26 protein-coding genes are annotated in these 26,062 nt (G+C 53.2%); 5 read left to right on the forward strand and 21 right to left on the reverse strand.

Going from position 1 to position 26,062, the window contains the following annotated elements; all coding sequences use genetic code 11:
• Positions 1 to 3: 3 nt before the first annotated feature.
• Together lipA and A11S_RS05860 are read right to left on the reverse strand one after the other, a co-directional pair.
• Entirely contained in the window at positions 4 to 984 is a 981-nt protein-coding gene (gene lipA / locus A11S_RS05855) for a lipoyl synthase (RefSeq protein ID WP_015467574.1), read from the reverse strand.
• Positions 981 to 1,511, reverse strand: coding sequence for a histidine phosphatase family protein (locus A11S_RS05860; protein ID WP_015467575.1), 531 nt, complete (start codon positions 1,509 to 1,511; stop codon positions 981 to 983). The genes lipA and A11S_RS05860 overlap by 4 nt, the downstream gene beginning before the upstream one ends.
• A 155-nt stretch (positions 1,512 to 1,666) precedes the next feature.
• Here A11S_RS05860 and A11S_RS05865 point away from each other — a divergent pair, with 155 nt between their 5' ends.
• Positions 1,667 to 2,191 (forward strand): hypothetical protein, encoded by a 525-nt coding sequence (locus A11S_RS05865; protein WP_015467577.1) that lies wholly within the window; start codon positions 1,667 to 1,669, stop codon positions 2,189 to 2,191.
• On the opposite strand, the gene A11S_RS05870 is transcribed toward A11S_RS05865, so the two are convergent.
• Positions 2,170 to 2,901 (reverse strand): cysteine hydrolase family protein, encoded by a 732-nt coding sequence (locus tag A11S_RS05870; RefSeq protein WP_015467578.1) that lies wholly within the window; start codon positions 2,899 to 2,901, stop codon positions 2,170 to 2,172. The genes A11S_RS05865 and A11S_RS05870 overlap by 22 nt on opposite strands.
• A 22-nt stretch (positions 2,902 to 2,923) precedes the next feature.
• A complete protein-coding gene (lpdA, locus tag A11S_RS05875; protein WP_015467579.1) occupies positions 2,924 to 4,324 on the reverse strand; it encodes a dihydrolipoyl dehydrogenase in 1,401 nt (466 codons plus the stop codon).
• 186 nt (positions 4,325 to 4,510) lie between these two features.
• Here lpdA and A11S_RS05880 point away from each other — a divergent pair, with 186 nt between their 5' ends.
• Positions 4,511 to 6,208, forward strand: a complete 1,698-nt coding sequence (locus A11S_RS05880; RefSeq protein WP_015467580.1) for a methyl-accepting chemotaxis protein — start codon at positions 4,511 to 4,513, stop codon at positions 6,206 to 6,208.
• Positions 6,209 to 6,258: 50 nt separating this feature from the next.
• Here A11S_RS05880 and A11S_RS05885 read toward each other — a convergent pair whose 3' ends face one another.
• The 11 genes from A11S_RS05885 to A11S_RS05935 all read right to left on the reverse strand — a co-directional run bounded on the left by A11S_RS05885 (position 6,259) and on the right by A11S_RS05935 (position 15,355).
• On the reverse strand, positions 6,259 to 6,732 hold the full coding sequence (locus A11S_RS05885) for a hypothetical protein (protein WP_015467581.1): 474 nt from the start codon (positions 6,730 to 6,732) through the stop codon (positions 6,259 to 6,261).
• 131 nt (positions 6,733 to 6,863) lie between these two features.
• Positions 6,864 to 7,499 carry a deoxynucleoside kinase gene (locus A11S_RS05890; protein ID WP_015467582.1) on the reverse strand — a complete coding sequence of 212 codons (636 nt, stop codon included), beginning with the start codon at positions 7,497 to 7,499 and terminating at the stop codon, positions 6,864 to 6,866.
• A 29-nt stretch (positions 7,500 to 7,528) separates the two neighbouring features.
• Entirely contained in the window at positions 7,529 to 8,209 is a 681-nt protein-coding gene (locus A11S_RS05895) for a deoxynucleoside kinase (protein WP_015467583.1), read from the reverse strand.
• A 180-nt stretch (positions 8,210 to 8,389) separates the two neighbouring features.
• Entirely contained in the window at positions 8,390 to 8,890 is a 501-nt protein-coding gene (locus A11S_RS05900; protein ID WP_015467584.1) for a hypothetical protein, read from the reverse strand.
• Between the two features lie 73 nt (positions 8,891 to 8,963).
• Entirely contained in the window at positions 8,964 to 10,127 is a 1,164-nt protein-coding gene (locus A11S_RS05905) for a class I SAM-dependent methyltransferase (RefSeq protein ID WP_015467585.1), read from the reverse strand.
• A gap of 1 nt (position 10,128) precedes the next feature.
• Entirely contained in the window at positions 10,129 to 10,551 is a 423-nt protein-coding gene (locus tag A11S_RS05910; protein WP_015467586.1) for an acyl-CoA thioesterase, read from the reverse strand.
• Positions 10,548 to 11,153, reverse strand: coding sequence for a deoxynucleoside kinase (locus A11S_RS05915; RefSeq protein WP_015467587.1), 606 nt, complete (start codon positions 11,151 to 11,153; stop codon positions 10,548 to 10,550). The genes A11S_RS05910 and A11S_RS05915 overlap by 4 nt, the downstream gene beginning before the upstream one ends.
• 9 nt (positions 11,154 to 11,162) lie before the next feature.
• Complete coding sequence (locus A11S_RS05920; protein ID WP_015467588.1) at positions 11,163 to 12,431, reverse strand: pyruvate dehydrogenase complex dihydrolipoamide acetyltransferase; 1,269 nt, start codon at positions 12,429 to 12,431, stop codon at positions 11,163 to 11,165.
• 15 nt (positions 12,432 to 12,446) lie between these two features.
• The gene (locus tag A11S_RS05925) at positions 12,447 to 13,859 is read right to left on the reverse strand and encodes a pyruvate dehydrogenase complex E1 component subunit beta (protein WP_015467589.1); all 1,413 of its coding nucleotides are present in this window, start codon (positions 13,857 to 13,859) and stop codon (positions 12,447 to 12,449) included.
• A gap of 27 nt (positions 13,860 to 13,886) precedes the next feature.
• Positions 13,887 to 14,915 carry a pyruvate dehydrogenase (acetyl-transferring) E1 component subunit alpha gene (gene pdhA, locus A11S_RS05930; RefSeq protein ID WP_015467590.1) on the reverse strand — a complete coding sequence of 343 codons (1,029 nt, stop codon included), beginning with the start codon at positions 14,913 to 14,915 and terminating at the stop codon, positions 13,887 to 13,889.
• A 125-nt stretch (positions 14,916 to 15,040) separates the two neighbouring features.
• Positions 15,041 to 15,355 carry an FtsB family cell division protein gene (locus tag A11S_RS05935; RefSeq protein WP_051054887.1) on the reverse strand — a complete coding sequence of 105 codons (315 nt, stop codon included), beginning with the start codon at positions 15,353 to 15,355 and terminating at the stop codon, positions 15,041 to 15,043.
• 276 nt (positions 15,356 to 15,631) lie between these two features.
• Between A11S_RS05935 and A11S_RS05940 the strand changes: the two genes are divergently transcribed.
• Positions 15,632 to 16,087, forward strand: coding sequence for a DMT family transporter (locus A11S_RS05940; RefSeq protein WP_015467592.1), 456 nt, complete (start codon positions 15,632 to 15,634; stop codon positions 16,085 to 16,087).
• Between the two features lie 102 nt (positions 16,088 to 16,189).
• Here A11S_RS05940 and eno read toward each other — a convergent pair whose 3' ends face one another.
• Both eno and kdsA read right to left on the reverse strand, forming a co-directional pair.
• Positions 16,190 to 17,503 (reverse strand): phosphopyruvate hydratase, encoded by a 1,314-nt coding sequence (gene eno, locus A11S_RS05945; RefSeq protein ID WP_015467593.1) that lies wholly within the window; start codon positions 17,501 to 17,503, stop codon positions 16,190 to 16,192.
• A gap of 10 nt (positions 17,504 to 17,513) precedes the next feature.
• On the reverse strand, positions 17,514 to 18,359 hold the full coding sequence (gene kdsA, locus A11S_RS05950) for a 3-deoxy-8-phosphooctulonate synthase (RefSeq protein WP_015467594.1): 846 nt from the start codon (positions 18,357 to 18,359) through the stop codon (positions 17,514 to 17,516).
• Between the two features lie 407 nt (positions 18,360 to 18,766).
• Between kdsA and A11S_RS05960 the strand changes: the two genes are divergently transcribed.
• On the forward strand, positions 18,767 to 19,540 hold the full coding sequence (locus A11S_RS05960) for an N-acetyltransferase (RefSeq protein WP_235067405.1): 774 nt from the start codon (positions 18,767 to 18,769) through the stop codon (positions 19,538 to 19,540).
• Positions 19,541 to 19,578: 38 nt separating this feature from the next.
• On the opposite strand, the gene A11S_RS05965 is transcribed toward A11S_RS05960, so the two are convergent.
• The 3 genes from A11S_RS05965 to tpiA are packed head-to-tail and all read right to left on the reverse strand — an operon-like array spanning position 19,579 to position 22,402.
• The gene (locus A11S_RS05965; RefSeq protein WP_015467596.1) at positions 19,579 to 21,204 is read right to left on the reverse strand and encodes a CTP synthase; all 1,626 of its coding nucleotides are present in this window, start codon (positions 21,202 to 21,204) and stop codon (positions 19,579 to 19,581) included.
• A gap of 4 nt (positions 21,205 to 21,208) precedes the next feature.
• A complete protein-coding gene (secG, locus tag A11S_RS05970; RefSeq protein ID WP_015467597.1) occupies positions 21,209 to 21,583 on the reverse strand; it encodes a preprotein translocase subunit SecG in 375 nt (124 codons plus the stop codon).
• Between the two features lie 54 nt (positions 21,584 to 21,637).
• The gene (gene tpiA / locus A11S_RS05975) at positions 21,638 to 22,402 is read right to left on the reverse strand and encodes a triose-phosphate isomerase (RefSeq protein ID WP_015467598.1); all 765 of its coding nucleotides are present in this window, start codon (positions 22,400 to 22,402) and stop codon (positions 21,638 to 21,640) included.
• A 436-nt stretch (positions 22,403 to 22,838) separates the two neighbouring features.
• Here tpiA and A11S_RS05980 point away from each other — a divergent pair, with 436 nt between their 5' ends.
• Positions 22,839 to 24,761 carry a peptidylprolyl isomerase gene (locus A11S_RS05980; protein WP_015467600.1) on the forward strand — a complete coding sequence of 641 codons (1,923 nt, stop codon included), beginning with the start codon at positions 22,839 to 22,841 and terminating at the stop codon, positions 24,759 to 24,761.
• Positions 24,762 to 24,818: 57 nt separating this feature from the next.
• Here the strand turns inward: A11S_RS05980 and A11S_RS05985 are convergent, their stop codons facing one another.
• Positions 24,819 to 25,805, reverse strand: coding sequence for a divergent polysaccharide deacetylase family protein (locus tag A11S_RS05985; RefSeq protein WP_235067407.1), 987 nt, complete (start codon positions 25,803 to 25,805; stop codon positions 24,819 to 24,821).
• Positions 25,806 to 26,062 lie beyond the last annotated feature (257 nt).

A 26,062-nucleotide genomic window follows, 5' to 3' on the forward strand; every position in this document is an offset into this window, starting at 1 on the left:
AAATTACTCGGCCGCAGGTGCAACAATCTGCTTGGCAGCCAGCTTTTCTTCCCGCGCCGCTTTCAAACGCGCGAAATCTTCGCCCGCATGGTGTGATGAGCGGGTCAGCGGCGAAGCCGATACCATCAGGAACCCTTTGGCCCGGGCCATACGCTCCAACCCTTCGAATTCTTCCGGCGTCCAGAATTTTTCGACCGGAGCATGTTTCGGCGTGGGTTGCAGATATTGGCCAATGGTAATGAAATCAATATCGGCGGCGCGCATGTCATCCATCACCTGCGCCACCTCTTCCTTCGTTTCACCCAAACCAACCATCAGGCCGGATTTGGTGAAAATCGACGGATCGACATCCTTCACCCGTTGCAACAGGCGTAGGGAGCGGAAATAGCGCGCACCCGGGCGAACCGTCGGGTACAAACGCGGCACGGTTTCAAGGTTGTGGTTAAACACATCCGGCTTTGCACCAATCACCGCATCGATGGATGCGATGTTGCCACGAAAATCACCGGGCAGAATTTCCACCGTTGTATCCGGTGATTTAAACCGGATCGCACCAATGGTTTTCACAAAGTGATCAGCGCCACAATCATCCAGATCGTCGCGGTCAACGGATGTGATAACGACATGTTTGAGGCCCATCTGCTCAACAGCCACACCAACGCGCAGCGGTTCGTATTTATCCAGTTCCTCCGGCTTGCCCGTGGCAACGTTACAAAACGCGCAAGCCCGCGTGCAGACCTCGCCCATAATCATGAAGGTCGCGTGTTTTTTGTTCCAGCATTCACCAATATTCGGGCACCCGGCTTCTTCGCACACGGTGGTCAGTTTCTGGCCACGGACGATGTCCAGCGTGTCTTTATACACGGTGCCCTGTGGTGCGCGAACGCGCAGCCAATCGGGCTTTTTCCCCATTGGGCGGTCTTCGTTCTTTTGCTTTTCCGGGTGGCGTTTGGCGCGATCCAGCAGGTCGGGATTATAGGTCACAGCACCACCTCATTCAGTTTCAAACGGCAGATTTCTTCGGATTGGCAATTATCAATCAGCAACTTTTTATGTTTCGCCAGCGCGGCATAAACATACCAGAGCCCACCATGCGCCACGACCAGAACGCGGCCCGCATGTTGACCCGCCGCGTATTTCAAATTGTCGATGGTTCGTTTTTCAAACGCATCCATGGTTTCGCCGCCGGGCGGGTTCAGGCGGTCGGTGAAATAATCCCCTACTTCGTCCCATCGTGTGCCGGACCATTCACCCAAATTCCATTCGCGCAGACCTTCGACCACCTCAACCGGCTTGGAATGTCCCTTCAGGATCAGTTCGGCCGTTTGCTGGGCCCGGGTCATCGGGCTGACGAACACGGTATCGACCTGTTCGATAAATTCCTGCTGCGTTTCGTTGAAGGCGCGCGCCTGGGCCATGCCTGTTTCATTCAACGGCACATCCCATTCACCGCCCGCATTCAGGCGGTTCAAATTGGCATCGGTTTGGCCATGACGGATGAAAAACAGCATGTCGGATCCTGTACGCTTGAAATCAGCAAAGACCATAGGATTCTGGGTGCCTTTTGTCAAAGAATCCAAGGGATTTTGGCCAAAGCTTCCATCACATTCAAAGTTATGATAAATAAGCAGAAATTCCAAAAAAGAATGATTTTACAGGGACTTCAATGATCGCACTGGTGCCCGTTTTACAATCCATTGAAAAAAACCTGTCCCGCGACTTGTTGTCACGCGCCTGGGCGAAAATGGTTGCGCCCGACGCCCCGGCCGTATCCGGCCACTGCGCCGTTGCGGCTGAAGCTTTGTACCATTTGCTGGGCGGCGCACAGGCGGGGTTAATGCCCTGCGTTTGCAAATATCATTGGGCGGACGACGGCACCATGGTCACGGGCCGCGGGCCGAATGCAAAATTGGATGAAACCCATTGGTGGGTCCGATTACCCCGGAACGGCGTGCGTGGCGCAGGCCGTGTGATTGATCCAACCGCAGATCAGTACAGCCATCCATTCCCGTATGATCGGGGCACAGGGCGGCATTTCATGGCACCGCATGGCGGCCCATCCAAACGCGCGTCCATTTTGATCGCACGTGTCCGCGCCGATTTGGGGGATGAAACGCTGATCATGATACGCAACGCCATGGTCATGGCATATAAACGCAGCCAGATGACTTACGGCTTCAACGCATCCTGAAGGCTGATGATTTTCAGTTGCTTATTCTGCACATAGGGCTGGAACACAGGCAGATTAATCACATCACCAATTGTTCCCTTTGGCGCACGGCCCGGAACTGGTGTACCAATACCGGCAACAAGATCGGCCACAACGCGAACATGCGCCCCGCGCTGCAGATACCCCATCATGGCGTCATGAACGCAAAAATCCGAAGCAACCCCGATCATGGTGACTTCAACGTCACCCTGCCCCAGCTTGACCACGCGGCGCATAAATTCATCGCGCAATTCACCGGTTTGAAGAACCTGACGGTCACGGGTTACGTGATAGAGGTTATCATAGGCTTGTTCTTCCGCGTCCGTGTCGAAGAACATTTGAGCGCGATCGGAAATCGGATTTTTCTGCCACATGTCGAACGTGTTTTTCGCCATATAATAAACCGGCATCCGTTGCGCCAGTTCAGCATCATTGACGACCAGTTCCCATCCTTGCGCGCCATAGGGACAGTGAATATCCGGAAAATCGGCCTTTTCCGGGCTGTTTTGATATTCGCACGGAAAATGGGTGTCGTATTTGATCAGCGCCAGATCATAAAGACCGCGCGGGATGGACCGGAAAAAATCATTGGTCCGCTCAATCAACGGCTCGGCATTCGGAACATAGAGCCCACCATTCGACTTCATAAAATCGAACTGCATATCAACAACATCAAGAATACGCGTCGCCATGGTGAAACCCCTTTTATGTTTTTTAGATATGGATAACCTTTCCATACGCCGCCAGAACACTCTCATGAATCGCTTCCGACAATGTCGGGTGCGGGAAGATGGTGTGCATGAAATCCAGTTCCGTGGCTTCCATTGTCTTGCCCACAACGAAGGCATGGATCAGTTCGGTCACTTCCGGACCCACCATATGTGCGCCCAGCAATTCACCGGTTTTCGCATCAAACACGGTTTTCACCAACCCATCGGAATCACCCAGGGCGATGGCCTTGCCGTTGCCGATGAAGGGGAATTTCCCGACTTTGACGGTGTAACCAGCTTCTTTTGCTTTGGCTTCGGTCAAGCCAACGGATGCCACATGCGGATGGCAATAGGTGCAGCCGGGGATATTTTCACGCTTGATCGGATGAACATCTTTTTCACCAGCGATTTTTTCAACGCATACCACGCCTTCGTGTGATGCCTTGTGCGCCAGCCACGGGGCACCGGCCACATCGCCAATCGCATAAACGCCGGGTTCAGCGGTGCGCAGATATCCGTCGGTGACGATCTGGCCGCGTTCGGTTTTCACCTTGGTGTTTTCCAAACCAATATTTTCAATGTTGGCAACAATACCAACGGCCATGATCACGCGATCAACGGTGATCTTTTCAACCTTGCCACCCACTTCGATATGGGCGGTTACGTTGTCCTTACCCTTCTCAAGCTTCGTCACTTTGACACCGGTCATGATCTTCATGCCCTGCTTTTCAAAAGATTTGCGCGCGATGGCGGAGATTTCTTCATCTTCCACCGGCATCACACGGTCCATCACCTCGGCCACGGTGACGTCGGCACCCAGCGTACGGAAGAAGCTGGCAAATTCGATACCAATGGCGCCGGATCCCACAACAAGCAGGGATTTCGGCATCACATCCGGCACCAGCGCTTCACGATAAGTCCAGACGAGCTTTCCATCAGGCTCCAGCCCGGGCAGAACACGCGCCCGTGCACCGGTGGCAATGATGATGTGTTTGGCGGACAGGGTGTCGGTGATTTTCTTGTCTTTCTCAACCGTGACTTTACCTTTGCCGGCCAGCTTGCCCCAGCCATCGAACACGGTGATCTTGTTCTTTTTCATCAGGTGGCCAATGCCACCAGAAAGCTGTTTAGACACCGCACGGGATCGATCGACGATTTTTTTCAAATCGAATGATACGCCCGTCGCCGACAGACCAAAATCATTGGCATGATTCATCAGGTGATAAACTTCGGCAGAACGCAACAAGGCCTTGGTCGGGATACACCCCCAGTTCAAACAGATACCGCCCAGATGGTTGGCTTCAATAATCGCGGTTTTCATTCCCAGCTGGGCCGCGCGAATAGCCGCAACGTACCCCCCCGGACCGCTTCCAATTACAACAACATCAAACGCGTGTTCAGCCATTTTATTACCCTTGGAATTTCAGAATGATGCCCCACGAAATACCATGTTTTTCAGCGGGTTGTCCATGTTCGAAAATTTGTAACAGAACTGTAACCAAAAAGCTGGTGTAACCGCCTTGAAATACTGGGAAAATAATAAAATATCCTTCCGATTGGCAAATTTAATGAATTTTGACCGGGGTCCCCTATGCGTTTTTTAAGCAACCTGAAAATCAAAACCAAGATTTTGATGATTATCCTTTTGGCGGTGCTGGGCAATCTGGCGATTGTTTATGCCAATGCCGACGCCACCCGAACAATGTTGCAAAATGAACGCACATTAAAGACCCGCCACCTGACGGAAGCGGCCTATACACTGATTGAAAAATCATATGCGGATTTCAAGGCTGGTGCGCTAACCGAGGACGAAGCAAAGTCGGCCGTGCTGGAAACGCTCAAAGCCCTGCGCTATGAAACCAACGATTACTTCTGGGTCAACACGCCGGAACCACGCGTGGTTATGCACCCGATGATCCCGAAAATTGTCGGCATCGACCTGGCGGCGGAGAACCCGAAACTGCACACCCTCTTTTCTGAAATGTCTGTGGCTGCAAAATCGACGGACAAGGGCGGTGCCTATAACTATCTCTGGCAGAAGCCGGGCGCTGATCAGGATCAACTCTTCCCGAAAGTATCCTATGTGAAGTATTTCGCACCATGGAATTGGGTTGTAGGCACCGGGATTTATATTGACGATGTTCAGGCCGCCTTTCGTCACAACCTGATCGAGGGGCTGATAACTGCGGCGATGGTCATGGCTGTCATTATCCTTTTATCCATGCTGATTTCGGCGGACTTGTCCAAGCCGATGAAGAAGCTCAGCAACGATTTGAAAGAATTGGCGTCCGGCAATATCAATGTTGAAAGTGAATATGGCGGCCGTAAGGACGAAGTCGGCGATATCGCCCGTGCTTTCAACGTGTTTAAACAAAACACCATCGAAAAATACCGTCTGGAAGCTGAACAGAAGGAAAATGAACGCCGTCAGGCCGAAGAGAAAAAGGCCCTGATGCTGAAAATGGCGGATTCATTCGATGAACGCGTTGGTAAGATCGTTGAATCCGTCGGCCATGCCGCTTCGGATTTGCAGATGATGGCGGGCAGCCTGTCCAGCGCAATCGAAGAAACCACACAGCAAAGCCAGCATGTGGCCGATTCATCCAATCGCGCATCATCCAACGTGGCCACCGTTGCCGCCGCGACGGAAGAATTAAGCGTGTCGATTCAGGAAATTTCATCCAATATCCTGACCACATCAAGCGCGGCCCGGACATGCGCATCCTATGCCGAGCAATCACAGGCCAAGCTGGACTCGCTGCAAGCCGCGATCAGCGAAATTGACGCCGTTGTGCAGACCATTAACGCCGTGGCCGAACAAACCAACCTGCTCGCTCTGAATGCGACAATTGAGGCCTCACGTGCAGGTGATGCTGGCAAGGGATTCTCGGTCGTTGCCAGTGAAGTAAAAACGCTGGCCAACCAGACCCGCAACATGACCAACGAAATTTCCAGCCGCGTCGAACATGTGAAGAACAGCGCGATGGAAACCGTTGAAACGGTCAAGGCCATCATCAGCGGCGTCAACGAAGTAGACGGCCAAACCGCCCATATCGCCGCCGCCGTTGAGGAACAAACCACCGCGACGCAGGAAATCAGCCGGAATATTCAGATCGCATCCGAAAGCACGAACACGGTGTCGACCAGCATCGAAGAGGTCAAAGTCGCCACGGAACACAGTGCCCAGTCGACAAGCCAGCTAAAAGAATCCTCCGACATGCTGGCGATGCAGGCGGATATGCTGAAAAAATCGGTAAACGAATTTCTGGACCAGATCCGAAATGGTTAAACAAAAAGCCGCCCATCAACGGGCGGCTTTTTTATAACATGACACAGTGATTAAATCTGTGGGCCGTTGATTTTCTGCGCCTTGATAAAATGAACGGCGCTGACCGTTACTTCCTGTAATTTTTCCGCTTCTTTGGTCAAATCGCCGCGCAAATCCAGCGTTAATTTCACGTGGTCATCACAGACCAGATTGGCGACTGCACGACCATTATAAGCCTCCATCACGTGGAGTACCGTTTTGACGGCGTCATTCATCTCGGCCACTTTGCCGCGCGCATCCAGCGTAATCCGATAAAACGGGTCGCCATCGGCCAGCTTGTGATTAAGACCTTCCGCTTTTTCTTCATCAGAAATAATCAGCGCGGCCTTGGTGATACCCAGCTTGATGGAACGGACGGTTTTTTCATCAAGTCCGCTTTCCAGCGCATCGTGGAAACGCGATGCCAGCGTGATGGCGCCAAAGCGATCATCCGCGGTCATGTTGATGGTGTCTAAACCTTCGAATTCGGAACGAACCAATCCCATTGTCTAATTCCCCGCCTGTTTTTATCTGTATGTTTGTTTCATTATTGATAACTGAAGCATAAGAAAAATGCAAAAAGAACCCGACCAAAGGGTCAGGTTCTTGGAATTTTCGTTCTATTACAGTGCGGTAACTACGCCACGGCGCGCAGGCCACGCAATTCGGCCATGCTGGCCAGCGGGTTGTCGCCCGTGCGCAGATTTTCGCCCAGAACCGCCACAAAATCGGCATCGTTCAACAAGTCGAACTTCTCTGTATCAATCGTGCGGATACGCGCACCGCGTTCCGCCGCGCGTACCGCATGGTTGGCCAGGTGCCCTTCCAGATCGCGGATGAAATCCAGCGTTACACCCTTTTCATGGTCGCGGTTGCGGGCACGAATACGGGCCATTTGTGTTTCCGGCGAACAGGTCAAATACAGGTACAAATCCGCCTGCCCTTCTTTTTCCTCCAGAAAATCAATCGTCTCCAGCGCCAGACGTTGCGCTTCATCTTTCAGGAACAGACTGGCATAGGCGCGATCGGTGACAACCGAGAAATCAAACACGGTGACGCGGTCGGCCTGTGTGCTTTGGCGGATGGTGAAGAAGTTGCCGAGATAGAAAGACAATTGCGAATAAAACCCGTAAGACGCCGGATCGGCATAAGCCAGGTTCAGATATGGGTTGTTGGCCAGATTTTCATTCACACAATGAATACCAAGGCGGGTGAACGCATTGCACAGCGTTGTTTTCCCGACACCCATGCCGCCAATAATTTCTACACGCATTGTTTTACTCTCCCCGTTAAACATTCTGTTTATTCAGCCGCGATTGCATCTTCATACAGAGGCAAATCGACGTCCATTGGGCGTTTCTGCCCGAGAACTTTTTCAACACTCATATCAAACATACCGGCAATATGCCGTGCCAGCGTTTCGGCATAGGCCGTGTTGCCGGGGAAATAAACGGCTTCGGTATCAATATCCATCACGGCGTCACCATCGGCGCGGGCGCGTTCGACCAGGTCGTTCATTTCGCGTTGCAGGGATGTCACGTAATCCAGCGTCACACCCTTTTCATGGTCGCGGTTGCGGCCACGGATGCGTTTCATCTGCGCTTCCGGTGAACATTGCAGGTTGATATACAGATCCGGCCGGCCCAGACGGCCATCCAGATAATCAAAGCACTGGTCGATCACGCCGAGTGCTTCCGGGTCTTCATCCCGGAACAGCATGTTGGTATAAGCCCGGACGTTCAAAACGCCCTGGTCCAGAACGTTGACGCATCCCGGCTTTTCGAATTTCTTGATTTCGTGGAATTTCGATAAAACGAACCACATTTGCGACGGGAACCGGAAATTGACCGGATCAACGAAGCAATCCGCCAGAAACGGATTGGTCGACAAATTTTCATAAATGCAGTTAAACCCGACTTTTTCGAGCGCCTGACACAGCGTTGACTTGCCTACACCCAAACCGCCGACAAGCTCGATCCGCATATGGTTACTCTCCCCGCAACTTTTTTGATTACGGGACTAACGGTACCAAGCATAGGGGATCAGGGGCACCCGGAAATGGGTTAATGTCCACAGATAACCGCACGGGAAAATTGGGTTTTTAGGCATCCGGGCCAATATCGCCCAGAGGTCACAAACGCCAGAACATACAACCAATACCCCCTAGATAGGGATCAGGTGATCATACCGCGGGCGTGTCGCTTCAATTTTGCTGGAAAGGGTTTTGCCCATGGCCTCGATCTGCTCGGCCACGGCATCAGCACTTTTGTGGCGCAGATCATTCCGCAGACCATCGGGCAGATAGCGCATGAAATGAATTTTCATCACTTCTTTTTCGACCGGAATTTTTTGTGTTTCCAGGACATTCAACTGCGCGCGCGTTATATCCGCCGTGCCCTTGAAATAATCGCACAGGCGCGTGCCCATGGATTTACAATCCTGAACCTTTGCCAGATGCGCATTCAAAATTTGGGCATTGCCAATCAAAACATCCAAAACCATGCGGGCGGCATGGTCGGTAATGTCGTTTGCGTAAACCGGATAATATTGACGCATGATGTCCGGGAAAATTTTTTCGGCTTGGATTTTTTCTTCTTTAGCCAACTGCGTGAAAAAAGCGCTGGAGCCATCCGTTGAAAATGTCGGGAAATGAAATCGTTCCATGGCTTTATCCTTTCAAGCCAACTGCGAAAATACGGGCCTTTTTACCGCACCCAACGTAATTATGTCAATAAATTCAAACTATTGTTTCTAAATAATGGGTTGTCACGCCAAATTGCTGTTTAAAGGCGTCAATATCCGCCGCAATTTTAGCCTGACCGGCCTTTCCGCCCTTTTTCTTCTGCGCCACGATCATGACGTTTTTGGCGGTGTGTTCGGCGGAAATAAATTCAAAAATCTTCACGTCATAACCGTGATATTCCAGGATCATACCGCGCAGCGTGTCGGTGACCATTTCGGCCTGACGTTCCATGAAAATGCCATGGCGGGTCAGCAGACCGAGCGTGTCGCCCGCCCCGTTCTTCTCCATCTCTCGGCGGATTTGTTTGTGGCAGCACGGGGCAACGATAATGAATTCAGAGCCCGCCTTGATCCCCTTGGCGATTGCATCATCCGTCGCCGTATCGCACGCATGCAGGGCGATCAGCATATTCACGCCATCGGCATTGAAATTATCAATCGCGCCTTGGGCAAAGGACAGGCCATCAAACGATGAATTCTTCGCAATCTGGTTGCACAACATGACCAGATCGGGTCGATATTCAACACCCATAACCCGCACATCAATATTGCGGATATTTTTCAAATAATCATACAGGGCGAAGGTCAGATACCCCTTGCCCGCACCCATATCGACAATGTTTTTAAACGTATCGGGGGATGCGTTTTTGGTCAGACCGTCGATGATTTCGATGTATTTATTAATCTGGCGGAACTTGTCCTGCGCCTTGTCAAACACACGGCCATTCGGATCCGTGATTTTCAGGTCACGCAGATAATGGCTGCCATCCGACGGAACCAGGCGGTTTTTATTGCGGTCATGATCGGCGGAGGGCACTTCGCTATGGCTGGCCGGTTTTTCCTTCACAGTATTTTTGTCCAACACCAGATCATATTGCGTTGTGAACAACGTCCCGGCCTTGAAATCCGACAGGACGGCCTTCTGGATCATACCAACGGCGACCGGGATGTCGTAATTTTTGACGATGTCGCGGGTTTTGTAGTGATAGGTGAAGCTGAGTTTTTCCTCACGCTTCACAATGATTTTTCGAACGTCGATTTTCTTCAGGTCTTTTTCCGTGCCCACATAATGGCTCAGGGACATTTTAACAAAAGTCCCCTGCCCCAAAGCAGATTTCAGGGACACAACAAAATCAGACTGTCCGGTGTTTGATGCCATGTTACACGGACTCGCTCACGCCAATGGCATAGAGCCATTCCGGCGTTGGTAAAACCAGCTTGCGGGCCTTCAGGTCGAATAAAGCGATGGTGAACACGGCTTCGGCGCACGCTTCGTTGTTATCGTTGTAAATCACCTGTTTCAACGTGGCGATTTTTCCTGCGCATGATGTGGTTTGCGTTTCAATCACCACATTTTGGTGCAGGCGCAATTCCTTCATAAACTTGATATTGCATTCCAAAATGGTGGGGCCCAATGCGCTTTCGCGGATTTTCGCCATGCCGTAACCACGTTGATTGATAAAATCCCACCGCGCTTCTTCCAGAACCTCAAGATAGGTCGCATTATTCATGTGACCGAACGTATCCAGATGACGTTCGATGATTTTCAGCGGGTATTTAAATTTTACAAATTGTTCCGTCACGGCGACACCATCCCCATAATTTTACGAATGGCATGGCCATCGATTTCGGGCAAGCCCTTGGTCGTATCAATTTCCCATACGGGTACGGAACCATCCGCCTTTAACGCATCCAAGTAATATTTTATTTTTTCACCCAACGCGTCCAGAAACTCAATCGTGTGAGCCTGTTCAAAATCGCGTCCGCGATGTTTTATACGCCGCAACAATTCGTCGCTGTCACAATGCAGGTGAATGACCAGATCGGGATTGCCATTGGCCTTGTACATGCGATCAATGGCGCGGTGTGTTTTGGCCATATCCGAGGGCGCGGTACGGCTCAAATAAAAATCGGCATAGGCTTTATCAACGGCCAGACAATAATCAATCACATACGGAATGGGTGATGGGGATGATACTGCGTTGGCCACTTCGGCAAAACGTTGTTTCAAAATCCACTTTTGCAACAACAGTTCATATCGTGCAGGGTCTTTCTGGGCCTTGATCCAGTATGGATTGTTTCGGACATCTTCACGCGCGACCGGAAAACCATGTTCTGCAAACACATCGCATAACGTTGATTTACCGGCGGCCAAAATGCCCGAAACTTCAATCCGCTTTGCCATGACTGATGATTACACCAGCATGGATACAGGATTTTCAATATAGCGCTTAAACACCTGCAGATATTCCGCACCCACGGCCCCATCCACCGCACGGTGGTCAACCGACAGCGTAACAGACATGACCGTACCCACTTCCAGCTTGCCGTTCACGACAACCGGTTGCTGAATCCCTGCGCCAACAGCCAGAATGCAGGCCTGCGGCGGGTTGATGATGGCGGCAAAGTCCTTGATGCCATACATGCCCAGGTTCGAGATCGAGAACGTCCCGCCCTGAAATTCAACCGGCTTCAATTTGCCATCACGGGCACGCGCGGCCAGATCCTTCACTTCCTCAGAAATTGCGCGCAGACCTTTGGTCTCTGCGGACTTAACGATCGGCGTAATCAAACCGTTCGGCGTGGCCACGGCCACAGAGATATCGGAGCTGTGATATTGCAAAATCGCATCATCCGTCCACGACACGTTCGCCGCCGGGTAGGCTTTCAAAGCCATGGCCGATGCCTTGATCACGAAATCGTTCACCGACAATTTGAATGCGCCCTTGGCTTCGGCATTCAAACGCTCACGCGCGGCCAGCAAATCATCAATCCGGCAATCAATGGTCAGATAGAAATGCGGAACCGTTTGTTTGGATTCCAACAAGCGGGATGCAACCACCTTGCGGATATTGTTGTTCGGCAGTTCCGTGTATTCCATACCCAACAGGTCGGCCAGTTGCTTGGCGTTCGGACCAGCCGATGCCGTGCGCGATGCGCCCGCAGAAGCCGGAGCCTTTGCCGCGCCACCTTTAAAGTTCAGCACGTCATCCTTCACGATACGGCCATGCGGGCCCGTGCCGGATACAGCGGACAGGTCAATGCCCTTCTCACCCGCCAAACGACGCGCCAACGGCGATGCAAAAACGCGGGAACCTTTGTCCATCTGCACGGCAACAGGCGCAGCCTTTTGCGCGACAGGGGCCGCAGCCGGAGCAGCGGATGGCGCCATCGGAGCGGCCTTCGGTGCGGCAGCCTTACCCAGATCCGCCGCACTTTCACCATCTTCCAGCAACATGGCAATCGGCGTATTCACAGCCACACCTTCGGTGCCATCAGCCACCAGAATTTTACCCAGCGTGCCTTCATCCACGGCTTCGACTTCCATCGTCGCCTTGTCGGTTTCGATTTCGGCGATGACGTCACCAGCCTTGATCTTGTCGCCTTCTTTCTTGGTCCATTTGGCCAATTTCCCTTCGGTCATCGTCGGGGACAAGGCGGGCATTGTGATTTGAATAGGCATCTTTGTTCTCTCTACTTAGCGATAGCAAACCTGTTTCGCCACATGGACAATCTCATCCACCTGCGGCAGGGCCAGGGCCTCAAGATTTGCGGCATACGGCAACGGCACATCCGCCGCGCATACACGACGCACCGGCGCATCCAGGTAATCAAACGCATGTTCGTTGACCAAAGCGGCGATTTCCGACCCCACGCCTGCAAACGGCCAGCTTTCTTCAACGCTGACAATGCGGTTGGTTTTCTTCACCGACTCAATGATCGTCCAGCGATCCAGCGGGCGGATCGTGCGCAGGTTGATGACCTCGGCGCTAATGCCCTGCTCGGCCAGTTTCTCGGCCGCCTGCAACGCTTTGCCAACCATGATGGAATAGGCAACCAGTGTCACATCGGTGCCTTCGCGTTCGATTTTCGCGCGGCCCATCGGGATCACGAAATCTTCATCTGTCGGCACTTCAAAGCTCTGGCCGTACATGATTTCGTTTTCCAGGATCACAACCGGGTTCGGGTCACGAATGGCGGCCTTCATCAGACCTTTCGCATCGGCGGCGGACCACGGCGCAACAACTTTCAGCCCCGGAATATGGCCATACCAGCTGGCATAATCCTGGCTGTGCTGGGCGCCAACGCGGGCGGCGGCACCGTTCGGGCCACGGAACACGATCGGGCAACCCAATTGGCCACCCGCCATATACAGCGTTTTGGCGGCCGAGTTGATGATGTGGTCAATCGCCTGCATCGCGAAGTTCATGGTCATGAATTCGACAATCGGCTTCAGGCCACTGAACGCGGCCCCGGTTGCGATACCGGCAAAACCGTATTCGGTGATCGGCGTATCAATCACGCGTTTCGCACCAAATTCATCCAACAGACCTTGGGATACTTTGTACGCGCCGTTATATTCGGCAACCTCTTCACCCATCAGGAAGACCGTATTATCACGGCGCATTTCCTCGGCCATGGCGTTACGCAAAGCTTCGCGCACCGTCATGGTTTGCATTTCGGTGAAAGCAGATTCGTCGAACATCGGCGGTTCGATAATCACACCCTGTGCATACAGGATGTCGCGGTTATCAACGCGCGCACCAGCAGGCTGGCTTGCCGAACCACCGGACACAACCGGCGCAGCAGCAGGAGCCGCTGCGGCTTTCGGTGCCGGGCCGGACGACACCGCCCCAACGGATGTTTCACCATCTTCCAGCAAAACGGCAATCGGTGTGTTCACCGCGACACCTTCGGTGCCTTCGGCGATCAGCAGCTTGCCCAACTTGCCTTCATCCACGGCTTCGACTTCCATGGTGGCTTTATCGGTTTCAATCTCGGCGATCACATCACCGGGCTTCACCATATCGCCTTCTTTTTTCGTCCACTTGGCCAGTTTCCCTTCGGTCATCGTCGGGGACAGCGCGGGCATCAAAACTTCAATCGACATTTTCTTCTCTTCACTCTCAATGGGTGATTAGTCTTTGACTTCGACCAGAACATCGGTCCACAGCTCGGCAACATCCGGCTCCGGTGACTCTTGCGCAAATTGTGCGGCTTCGTTCACGATGTCTTTGATCTCTTTTTCAATCGGCTTCAGATCGTCCTCGGTCACACCCTCGGCCTCCAGAAGCTTGCGGATGCGTTCAATCGGATCGCTTTCCGTCTTGAACTTCTCCACCTCTTCCTTGGAACGGTATTTGCCCGGGTCGGACATAGAGTGGCCGCGATAGCGATAGGTCATCATTTCCAGCAGGTATGGGCCATTGCCGGAACGGATATGGTCCAGCGCCTGACGCGCAGCGGCCTGAACGGCCAGAACATCCATACCGTCCACCTGTTCACCCGGAATGCCATAGGCCTCGCCCCGGCGGTACAGATCACCGGCGGCGTGGCGGGAAATGCTGGTCCCCATGCCGTATTTGTTGTTTTCAATGATGTACAGAACCGGCAGTTTCCACAGGGCGGCCATGTTCATGGCTTCATAAAACTGCCCCTGGTTGGATGAACCATCGCCCATATAGGCCACAGCCACGCCGTTATCGCCCTTGTATTTGTGCGCGAAGGCCAGACCGGTGCCGAGCGAGGAGCTGGCACCAACAATACCGTGGCCGCCGAAGAAGTTCGCTTCCTTGCTGAACATGTGCATCGAACCGCCCTTGCCGCGGGAATATCCGCCGCGACGCCCGGTCAGTTCCGCCATAACCCCTTTCGGGTCCATGTTACAGGCCAGCATGTGGCCGTGATCGCGGTATGCGGTGATCACCGTATCCTGCGGCTCCTGCATCGACTGGATGCCTGTGACGACGGCTTCCTGCCCGATATACAGGTGGCAGAACCCACCGATCAGGCCCATGCCGTACAGCTGGCCGGATTTCTCTTCAAAACGGCGGATCAGCAACATGTCGCGGAAGAGCTTTTTCATCTCTTCAACGGTCGGCTTCGCCTGACTGTTCGATACGGATTTCAACTTTGAATCTTTGCTTGTCTTGGCGGATGTGGCCACGAAAAGCCTCCTGCAGAAAACGTTGGAAATGTGCGATTTTTCGCCCCGCACAACTACACCATTTCCCGGCGCGTTTCCACCCAAAACAGGATGGGAACCCCCGAAATGGTGCGTCGCAATAATTTTTATTGGCTCAGAACAACGGCTTGCTCATTGGCATAGCCAAACCCCAGAACGGCCCGCGCCCGCTCCTCCAGCAAATCCGGGTCCAATGAACCGGGACGCAGGCGGGTCACGCGGGCTTCCAGTTCAACACGCTGCACGGTTGTTTTTTCAACCTGCACCGTGGTCTTTGCAATGGATTGCTCCAGCGTCATCAGGCGGATGATCGACCGCTCCCCCTGCACCAGATGGTACGAGAAGTACAGCGTCAGACAAATCCCGATGATACCCAGGACATTGCGCTGTTTCGTTTTACGCTGTGAAAGGGAAGCTCTCATACTCACTATGGAATCACAAAGACCGTTCGGCGGCAAGAGGAAAGTATAACGGAGTCAAATAGTTAAGGCGGGAAGGTCCAGTGAACGGCGAGGCGCTAAGTGATTCAAAAGACTCACTATTTTTAGCATAACTCCGTATGAAGTCCCGCATGAAAAGCATAATTTTTTATGCCCGACCGGAATATCGGCACCGCAGCACAGTGAACAGCTTGCCCACAGCGCGGCTCCACCTATTATGATTGAAGCGTCACCATTCCCTCCCCGGAGTTTCTGATTATGCCATCCGCTCTTCTTATCCCCCTGACCATGTCGATTCTGGCCGGGTCCATGATCGTGTTACAGGCCCCCATCAATGCACGGCTGGGTGAACATATGGGCGGGCCATTGGTGGCGGCCTTCTTCTCATTCTTTACGGGAACAATTTTGCTGGGATGTGTTTTGCTCGCCCTGCGCAAACCCGTCTTGCTGGACAATATCGGCCAGACATCGCCATGGATGTGGTTGGGCGGGACATTGGGGGCCATGTTCGTGTTCACAACCATCTTCGTCGTACCGAAGCTGGGCGCGGCGGGCATGATTGCCCTGATCATCTGTGGCCAGATTTTGTTTTCACTTGTCGTGGATCACTATGGCTTCCTTCTGCCCGATGCCACACCGCTATCCCCCATTCGTATTGCTGGCGCGGTTCTTCTGGTGATCAGTGTCGCCATGATCATGGCCCCAAAATTCTAAAAAAAATGCCCCAAAAATGCGTCACCCCGGCGAAAGCCGGGGTCTTCATCCTTTATGGCTGGAAGATCCCGGCTTTCGCCGGGATGACGTCTCGATATTAAATTAAGCGGCCTTCGTTTTCTTGCCCGTTACGCTCGGCTCCGCGCGCAGAACGGAACGGCCAGCGAATACGGCCTGTGGGCCCAGCATATCTTCGATACGCAATAACTGGTTGTACTTCGCCATGCGGTCGGACCGGGACAGGGACCCCGTCTTGATCTGGCCCGCATTGGTGGCCACGGCAATATCGGCAATCGTGGAATCTTCGGTTTCGCCCGAACGGTGGGACAGGATCACGCCATATCCGGCCTTCTGCGCCATCTGAACCGTTTGCAATGTTTCGGACAGCGTGCCGATCTGGTTCACTTTCACCAGAATGGCGTTGGCGCACCCCTCTTCAATGCCCTGACGCAGGCGTTCCGGATTGGTCACGAACAGATCATCACCAACCAACTGGACTTTATCGCCCAACGCATCGGTCAGCATTTTCCAGCCCGCCCAGTCATCTTCGCTCATGCCATCTTCGATGGATACGATCGGGTAACGGGCGCACAGATCTTCGTAGAACTTGACCATGCCAGCGGAGTCGAGCGTTTTACCCTCGCCCTCCATCACGTATTTGCCACCCTTGTAAAATTCGGTCGAGGCGCAATCCAGCGCCAGAACCACATCTTCACCCGGCACGTAACCAGCGGCTTCGATAGCCTTCATGATGTAATCCAGGGCTTCCGTCGCCGATTTCACAGCCGGAGCAAAACCACCTTCATCACCAACGTTGGTGTTCAGGCCAGCTTTGGACAATTCCTTCTTCAGCGCATGGAAAATTTCAGCACCGCAACGCAGGGCCTCGGAAAAATCCGGAGCACCAACCGGCATGATCATGAATTCCTGAATATCAACCGGGTTGTCGGCATGTGCGCCACCATTGATGATATTCATCATCGGCACCGGCAATTCATGGGCATGAACGCCGCCCAGATAACGGTACAGCGGCACATCCAATTCATCCGCCATAGCTTTGGATACGGCCAGCGATACACCCAGAATGGCGTTAGCGCCCAGACGGCCTTTGTTCTCCGTCCCGTCCAGCTCCATCATGGTCTGGTCGATGTGCAATTGTTCTTCGGCATCCATGCCGGACAGGGCTTCGAAGATTTCCGTGTTCACGTTTTCAACGGCATTCAAAACGCTTTTCCCGTTGTAAAAACCCGCCTCGCCATCACGCAATTCAACGGCCTCATGCGCCCCCGTGGACGCACCGGACGGAACCGCCGCACGGCCCGTGGCCCCGCTTTCCAGCGTTACATCAACCTCAACCGTCGGGTTACCACGGCTGTCCAGAATTTGGCGGGCATAAATGTCGATAATTGCGGTCATGTCTATCTCCTTATTGGATATTTACCAGTTTCATGGATTTCACCAGATCGTCGATGGCCTTCGCCTGGCTCAAGAACTCTTCCAGCTTGTTAAACGGCAGAGCCGATGGGCCGTCGCATTTGGCTTTGTCAGGGTCTTCGTACGCTTCGATAAAGATACCGGCCAGACCAATCGCCAAAACCGCACGGGTCAGATCGGGCACCAATGCACGGCGACCGCCCGAAGCTTCACTGCCCGGCAGGCGCATTTGGGAGGCGTGAACCGTATCGCAAATAATCGGCGTGTTGTCTGTGGCTTGCTTCATCACGCCAAACGCCATCGGGTCAACGACCAGATTGTCATACCCAAAGCAGTGGCCGCGTTCGCACAGGATCACCTTGTCATTGCCGCATTCGGCGAATTTATCGACGATGTTTTTCATCTGATACGGCGACAGGAATTGCGGTTTTTTCACGTTGATCACCGCCCCCGTTCTCGCCATAGCCTCGACAAGATCGGTCTGACGGGCAAGAAAGGCCGGAAGCTGGATCACATCCACAACCTCGGCCACGGGCTGGCATTGGTCGATTTCATGCACATCGGTGATGATGGCGACACCGAATTCTTCCTTCACCTTGCGGAAGATGCGCAACCCTTCATCCAGCCCGGCCCCGCGATAGCTATGGATGCTGGACCGGTTGGCCTTGTCGAAACTGGCCTTGAACACATAAGGAATGCCCAATTTGTCGGTAATGGTCTTATAAACCTCGACCGCCTTCAGGGTGATTGTTTCGTTTTCCAGGACGTTCAAGCCGCCAAACAGGACAAAGGGCTTGTCGTTGGCAACATCAATCGAACCGATTTTAACTGTTTTCATGGGAGCTCATATCTCAAGGGGGCTACGCGTGCCCCGTATATATAGGGCAAACGGCCAAAAACGGCCAACGAAAACATGAGGATTCCCCCTCTCCAGCAGGACCGAATCCCCTCTCAGCCTCAAAAGCCCCCTTCAGGGGCCCAGCAAAGGTCGCTTTAGGGTAAAACACCCCTGCCAGACCCGCAGAAAGGCAGGTTTTTTGAAAAAAATTTCACGGAAAATTATGGAATAAGCGACCAAAAAATGAACAAAAACAAACCCAAAATTTTGACCAGGGGAAACCTGAGGCAAGCCCTTGAGCCCAAAGGCAAAAAAAATGATTTTCAGGGGCGATTTTTTATTGCATATAAGCGCCCGTTGTATGTATACAACAATTTCCGTAACAACCCATTGGGAGGACCCATGCATTGACAACGCTCGAGCTGACACGTGTTACTCAGGACAACCCTGTACTTCTCGCCCTTTTTGAAAGGGCATACCGCCAGATTTTGGCACCTGCCTTCCCCGATACCAATCAAGCCGAAACGCTGGATAAATTCCTAGCCGGCATGAACGGTGAAATTAAGAACTTCGATGTCGTGGTCAATTTAATTGGCCAAAATTTACGCGATATCGACAGGGCTGAATTAGCCGGGATCAGTGTGGCCTATTACTATCCTGAACATAACGTCGGCAATCTTGCGTACAATGCAATTGATCCGAATATCCGCCAGGGCGGCCTTGGTAAAGCCATGGTCCAATGCCGGATTGAATCACTGAAAGAAAAAGCTGCGGAACGTGGGAAAACCCTGCGCGCTGTCTTTCTGGAGGTGAACAACCCGGAACGCGCCCCCAAAGAATTGGACACCATGGATGCAAACAAGCGTGTAGCCATTTTTGAAAAATGGGGCGCCCGCAAGGTTGGCATCGATTACGTCCAGCCGCCCGTCTATGAAGACGGCACGTTCTGCGACTACATGGATTTGTACAGCTATCCGGTCGATGGCCGTTATGCCAACCGTAAGGACGTCAGCGCGTTTCTCATGGCATCTTACTGCCTGAGCTACGGCACGACAGGCGACCGCCAGATGGCCTTGCGCACCATGTACAACCAGCTGTCCGAATGGAAACCAGAACCCCAATTACCACGCGGTGTTCTGGCTGGATATGAAATGGGTAAGGCCGAACTGCGCCCGGTCTAAATCCTAGAAGAAATCAAAACGGCAAAGCCGGTTGGTGATCAAACCAACCGGCTTTGTTTTATTGCTGCATCGACGAACGCAACAAACAGAGGATGCGGGTCGAAGGGTTTGGATTTTAGTTCCGGGTGGAACTGGACGCCGACGAACCAAGGGTGGTCGGCGTATTCGACGATCTCTGGCAGGCGGCCATCCGGGGACAGGCCGGAGAAGATCAGGCCCTGTTGTTCCAGACGGTCTTTATACGCCATGTTCACCTCATACCGGTGGCGATGGCGCTCGGAAATTTCGGTGGTGCCGTAGGCATCGGCAACCTTGCTTCCCTTTTTCAGGACAGCCGGATACGCGCCCAGACGCATCGTGCCACCCATATCGTTGGAGGCGCTGCGCTGTTCAGTCTGGTTGCCCTTGACCCATTCGGTCATCAGACCAACCACGGATTCTTCGCACGGGCCAAATTCGGTGGAACTGGCTTTTTCAAGACCCAGCAGATTACGCGTCGCTTCGATCACGGCCAGTTGCATGCCAAAGCAAATCCCGAAATACGGCACCGCGCGTTCGCGCGCGAACCGGGCCGCGTTGATTTTGCCCTGCGCCCCACGCTCACCAAAGCCGCCGGGGACCAGAATGCCGTTGATATTGTGCAAATGGTCCGCTGGGTTTTCGGCTTCGAAAATCGTCGATTCAATGAATTTCAGATTCACGCGGGCATTGTTGGCAATGCCGCCATGGATCAACGCTTCGTTCAGCGATTTATAGCTGTCGTTCAGGCCGGTATATTTTCCGACAACGGCGATATTCACCTCGCCTTCCGGGTCCTTGATCCGGTGGACAATATTCTTCCACACGGACAGATCCGGTTCCTTGGTATCCAACCCGAAGAAGGCCAGAACCTGCGTATCCAGACCCTCGGCATGATAGGTCAACGGCACTTCGTAAATCGTCTTTACGTCGAGCGCCGGAATCACCCGTTCAAACGGAATGTTACAGAACAGGGAAATTTTGCGACGGTCATCATCTTCAATATGGCGATCGGCGCGACAGAGCAGGATGTGCGGGCGAATGCCGGCGCTCATCAGCTCCTTCACCGAATGCTGGGTCGGTTTGGTTTTCAGCTCGCCCGCCGCCGGGATATAAGGCAGCAGCGTCACATGGGTGTACAGCGCACGCGCGTCGCCCAATTCATTGCCCAATTGGCGAATGGCTTCCAGGAATGGCAGGCTTTCAATATCGCCCACGGTTCCACCAATTTCGCACAGGATGAAATCGGCTGTGCCGTCCTTTTCCATCACGAATGATTTAATTTCATTGGTGATGTGGGGAATAACCTGAATCGTGGCGCCCAGATATTCGCCCTTACGTTCCTTTTGCAGAACGTTGGTGTAAATCTGGCCGGTGGTGATGTTGTCGTTCTTCTGCGCCGGGCGCCCCGTGAAGCGTTCATAGTGGCCCAGATCAAGGTCGGTTTCCGCACCATCATCGGTCACGAACACTTCGCCATGCTGGAACGGGCTCATCGTGCCCGGATCGACGTTCAGGTAAGGATCAAGCTTGATCAGACGAACCGTGTAACCGCGCGATTGTAACAATGCGCCCAAAGCGGCGGATCCGAGGCCCTTCCCAAGGGAAGAAACCACGCCGCCGGTAATAAAGATAAATCGTGACATTTTTCTATTGAGCGACCGGAACAGAAGGTTCAGTAGGAGGCGTTTCTTTGTCGGCTTTCTTGTCCGCCTTTTCATCCGTACCCGCGTCGGCCGGGGCCGTTACGGCGGTGGGTTCATCAAGACGATCGAGAATGCTGCCCTTGCTGGTCGAAGCATTCGCCAGAATACCCAGCACCAAGCTGGTGGCAAAGAAGCAACCGGCACAGATCGCCGTTGCGCGGCTCAGCGCGTTGGCTGTTGCGCCCGGGCTGGCCAATCCACCAAGACCACCGCCGCCACCGCCAATGCCCAAACCGCCCCCTTCGGAACGCTGGATCAACACCAGGCCAATAATGGCCACGGCAAGGATAAGGTGAATGACAAGAACGACCTGAATCATTGGTTTTCCCGTTAAGAGAATGAATCTGTTACTTCTACCCCGGCGTTTTACGCTTTATTGCACCGCTTTGGCAATAGCAAGATATTGGTCGGCCTTTAAACTGGCCCCACCGATCAGGGCCCCGTCCACGTCCGGAATGGCCAGCAATTCCGCCGCATTTTCTGGCTTTACCGACCCACCATACAGAATACGCACCCCGGCCCCGTCCGCCATTTTCTCCACCAAAATCTGGCGGATAAAGGCATGCATAGCCGCAACATCCGCCGGAGTGGCCGTTTTACCCGTGCCAATGGCCCAGACCGGTTCATAGGCGATGACCATATTGGCCGCCATTGCCCCGGCCGGGATCGATCCATCAAGCTGTTGTTTTACAATATATTTTTCCTGCCCTGCCGTCCGTTGCCCCTCGGTTTCGCCAACGCAGATAATGGTCATCAACCCGGCCTGATGCGCCTGCCCGGCTTTGGCGGCGACAATTTGGTCGCTCTCACCATGGTGCTGGCGGCGCTCGGAATGGCCCAGAATAACCGCGGAACAGCCCACGTCTTTCAACATCGGTGCTGCAATATCCCCGGTAAAGGCTCCGGTATCATGGGTCGAACAATCTTGTCCCCCAACACGCAAGGCACCGCGATTATGGTCAATAACCGCCCGCACAGCCGGAATATGGATAAAGGTAGGGCACACTAGAAAATCGCACCGATCCAGCAAACTGGAGTCTTTTTCCACGCCATCAATCACGGCCTCGGCCAGTTGACGAACGCTGACCAGCGTTCCGTGCATCTTCCAGTTTCCAGCAATCAGCTTTTTCGTCGTCATGGCATCGCCCCATCAAAAAATAAGACCGACAGAATACATACAACCCGGCATTAAAAAAAGCCGCCCGAAGGCGGCTTTTCTGAATTGATCAATTCAAAATGATTAAATGGCCGGTTTCGGCTCGTTCACTGGTGTGCGAACAGCAGCTTCCGGGACCTTGGCGACCGGCGCTTCGTTCTTTGTTGCGGTTGTAAATTCAGCAGCAGCTTCTTTTTTCATATTACACTCCTCTTATTGTTAGGGTTTTTAGCTACAGGACGTATCGTAATAATGCTTGAGAAAAACACAACCGGAAACAAACATTCTCCTCATTTATACACAGATCAAAAAACTGCGGACATAAAGGCCGAAACGCGGCAGGCGGTTGCACAAAGATCGCTTCGTTTCTATAGTTCCCGCCAGATTCTTTAAAACTTACGAAGGGTTATAGTCCATCATGATGCGGTCCATGCGCGAAGGCGTTCATTCCAAGATCATCAAAATTGTTCTGTTCGGCCTGCTCACCATGGCAGTGTTCGGATTGGTCTTGATGGATGTTGGCGGATTTTTCCGTGGCGGTATGGGCAACACCAATGTCGCCACCGTAGCCGGATCGTCTATCTCCAGCACAGAATTCCAACGCCATGTGCAACGCGTTTTGTCCAATCAGGGCATTACCCCCGCGGATGCGTATAACTTCGGATATATTGATCAAATCCTGGACAATGAAATCGCCCGCACGGTGATTTCAAATGCAACGGTTGATCAGGGTGTTTTGGTCGGTGACGACGCCGTCGCCCAACAAATCAACACGATGATCGCCCCGCTGTTGCAAAGCAACCCGGAAGCATCGAAGAAAGACATTTTGCAACGTGTATTGATGAATCAGGGCATTTCTGAAACAGAATTCGTCAACGCCATCCGCCACGAAATCGCCAACAGCACCCTGCAATCCGCCATTCAGGCCGGTGGCGCGCTGGTCACACGCGATGAACTGGTTGCCTTGTATCAATTGCGCAACGAAAGCCGCAGCATCAATGCCGTTATACTGAAAAACGCGGACATGACGGATATTAAACCCGCTGATGAAGCGGTTCTGACCGTGTTTTACGATGCCGCCCGCGTCCGCTACGCAAAACCGGAAACCCGCACCATGACCATCGCCGTCCTCAGCGAAAAACAGGTGCGCGATACGATGGATATTTCCGATGAAGAATTGCGGACCGAATATGACCGCAACATCGCCCAATACCGCACGGCGGAAAAGCGCGTCCTGCAACAGGCCGTCCTGACCGATCAGGCCGATGCCGAGGCCGTGAAGGCCAAAATGGATGCAGGCGCGACGTTGAAAGACGCCGTCAAATCACACACGGGTAAAACCGATGCCTATTTGGGCGAAAGCGAATTTGAACGCGCCGGATTGATCGAAAATATTGCTGATGGCGCATTTGGTGCGAATGTTGGTGATGTCGTCGGTCCGCTGCAAACCCCGCTCGGCTGGCATATTTTGGTCCTGACCAAAATCAACGCACCCGATACAACACCGTTTGAAAAGGTCAAAGCCGATCTGAAAAAAGAAATGTTACAGATCCGCCTGTCCGATGAAATCCTGGCCACCGCGAACCAGATTGATGATCGTCTGGCCGCTGGTGAATCGCTGGACGACATTGTCAAATCGATGAATCTGGACGTCACCAAGATTGGGGCCGTTCACAATGACGGATCGACGCCGGATAAAAAAGACGGCATGGCCGCCTTTGACAAGGACCGCGGCGCAATCCTCGAAACCGCATTCAGCGTCGAATCCGGCGAAACGGCCCCGGTCATGGAAATCTCCGGCGGTCGTTTCGCGGCCGTACGGGTTGATAGCGTAACCCCGCTGTCCTACACCCCGTATGAAGAGGTCAAGGACGAAATCGCCAAGGGCTGGATGGATGACCAACGCGCCACCGCCAACCGCGACCGCGCCCAGAAACTGCAACAGGCCGTTGCCGGCGGTGAAAAGACCCTTGAACAAGCGGCCAAAGATCTGGGCCTGAGCGTGCAGTCATTCAACGGCATCAAGGCCGGAGCAGAACCAAAAGCGCCGATGAACACCGCGACATTGGCCGCCGTGTTTGATGGCGTTCAAGGAGAAACCATGATGGCCCCGGTTGATGGCGGATTTCTGGTTGGAACCATCACCGCCATCAATATCCCAACGGCGGATAAAATCAGCGACCAGGATCTGCGCCCGATTTCGGATTCCATCACACGCACAGCCGGAAATGAATTCATGGCCGTGTACGTGAACCATCTGGAAGATAAATACGGCGTCAAAATCAACCGCCGGATGCTGGATTTAATGTTCGGCCCGGAAAGCGGCACAGTGGCGCAGTAACCTATAAATCCCCATAAACAAAAAACCCCGGGATAGTCATCCGGGGTTTTTTATGGGCTATTTCACAGCCTGTGACGCTGGCACCAATTCGATGCCCTTATCCTTGAGCGTCGGCAACCACGCCCGCAGCCCCTCAATCGTCACATCTTTCGGATGGCCGATGGCGATGGCCAGACCGTCTTTCAACGCCTTGCGTTCAACCTGCGCCAAAGATTTGGAAACAAACTCTGCCGTATTTTCGTGGTCCAGAAAGACATCACGGCTCGCATGGGGAACGCCCGCTTCGCGCGCCATATCACCTGCGACCGAATTTTGAATCGTGCGGCTGTCGATGAAATACAGATTGCGTGATTTCAATTCGGTCATCACGCGCGCCATGGCGGTTTTATCCTGCGTCAGCTTGCTCCCCATATGATTGTTGATACCGACATAACCATCAAACGCATTCAAACCATCCTGCAGAATTTGCGCAAAAGCGGCTTCGTCCTGCCCCACGCGCAAAACCTCCGGCCCTGGGTCTTTGGTCTGGCTCATCGGCTCCATGGGCACATGCACCATCAATTCATGGCCCGCTTCTTTCGCCTTGGCGGTTTGCGCTTTGATGTTACTGGCGTAAGGCAGATAGGCCAACGTTAGACCTGCGGGTAAATCCACCACGGCGGCGGATCGTTTAACATCCACGCCCATATCATCAATGATAATCACGACACGCGGGTTAGTGGCCGCGTGGTGTACAGGCGCGGACAATAATTCATCCACCACATCATCGACCGTTTCCGGTTCATGCGGAATAATGTCTTCGTCAACGACGACAGCGGGATCAACCGTCTGCAATGGCTCGGTTGAGAGCGGCAATGACGGTGCAAAATCCGGTGTAGGAATAACGTCGCGCTCAACCGCAACAATGGCCTCGGTCACATCATGGGACGGAGGTGGCGCATAATCACGTTTCACCACCAGTTGATCCAACACGATCACCAGAGCAACAACAGCGAGAACAATGGAGGCCGCACGCAGCGGCGTCAGGACTTTGAAGATTTTCATGGCGCGCACCATACCGCATTCGCCCCCTGTGGAAAAGTCACTGGACGAAACGGGAAAAAAACGGCAATATCCGCCGCCTCACCCCGGGAAACCCCCAGTAAATCAGAACATTCGCAGTCATTTCTTGACACAAACCATGAACTAAACTAGAACAAAAAGGGTATATAGAATCACGATTCTGTAGACCCTATCCGGCAAAAATGACGGATTTGCATCCAAAAAGCCCCAAAAAGCGGGCAAAACAAAGGGAATACAAC

The organism is Micavibrio aeruginosavorus EPB, assembly GCF_000348745.1.
Taxonomy (GTDB): Bacteria; Pseudomonadota; Alphaproteobacteria; order Micavibrionales; family Micavibrionaceae; genus Micavibrio; species Micavibrio aeruginosavorus_A.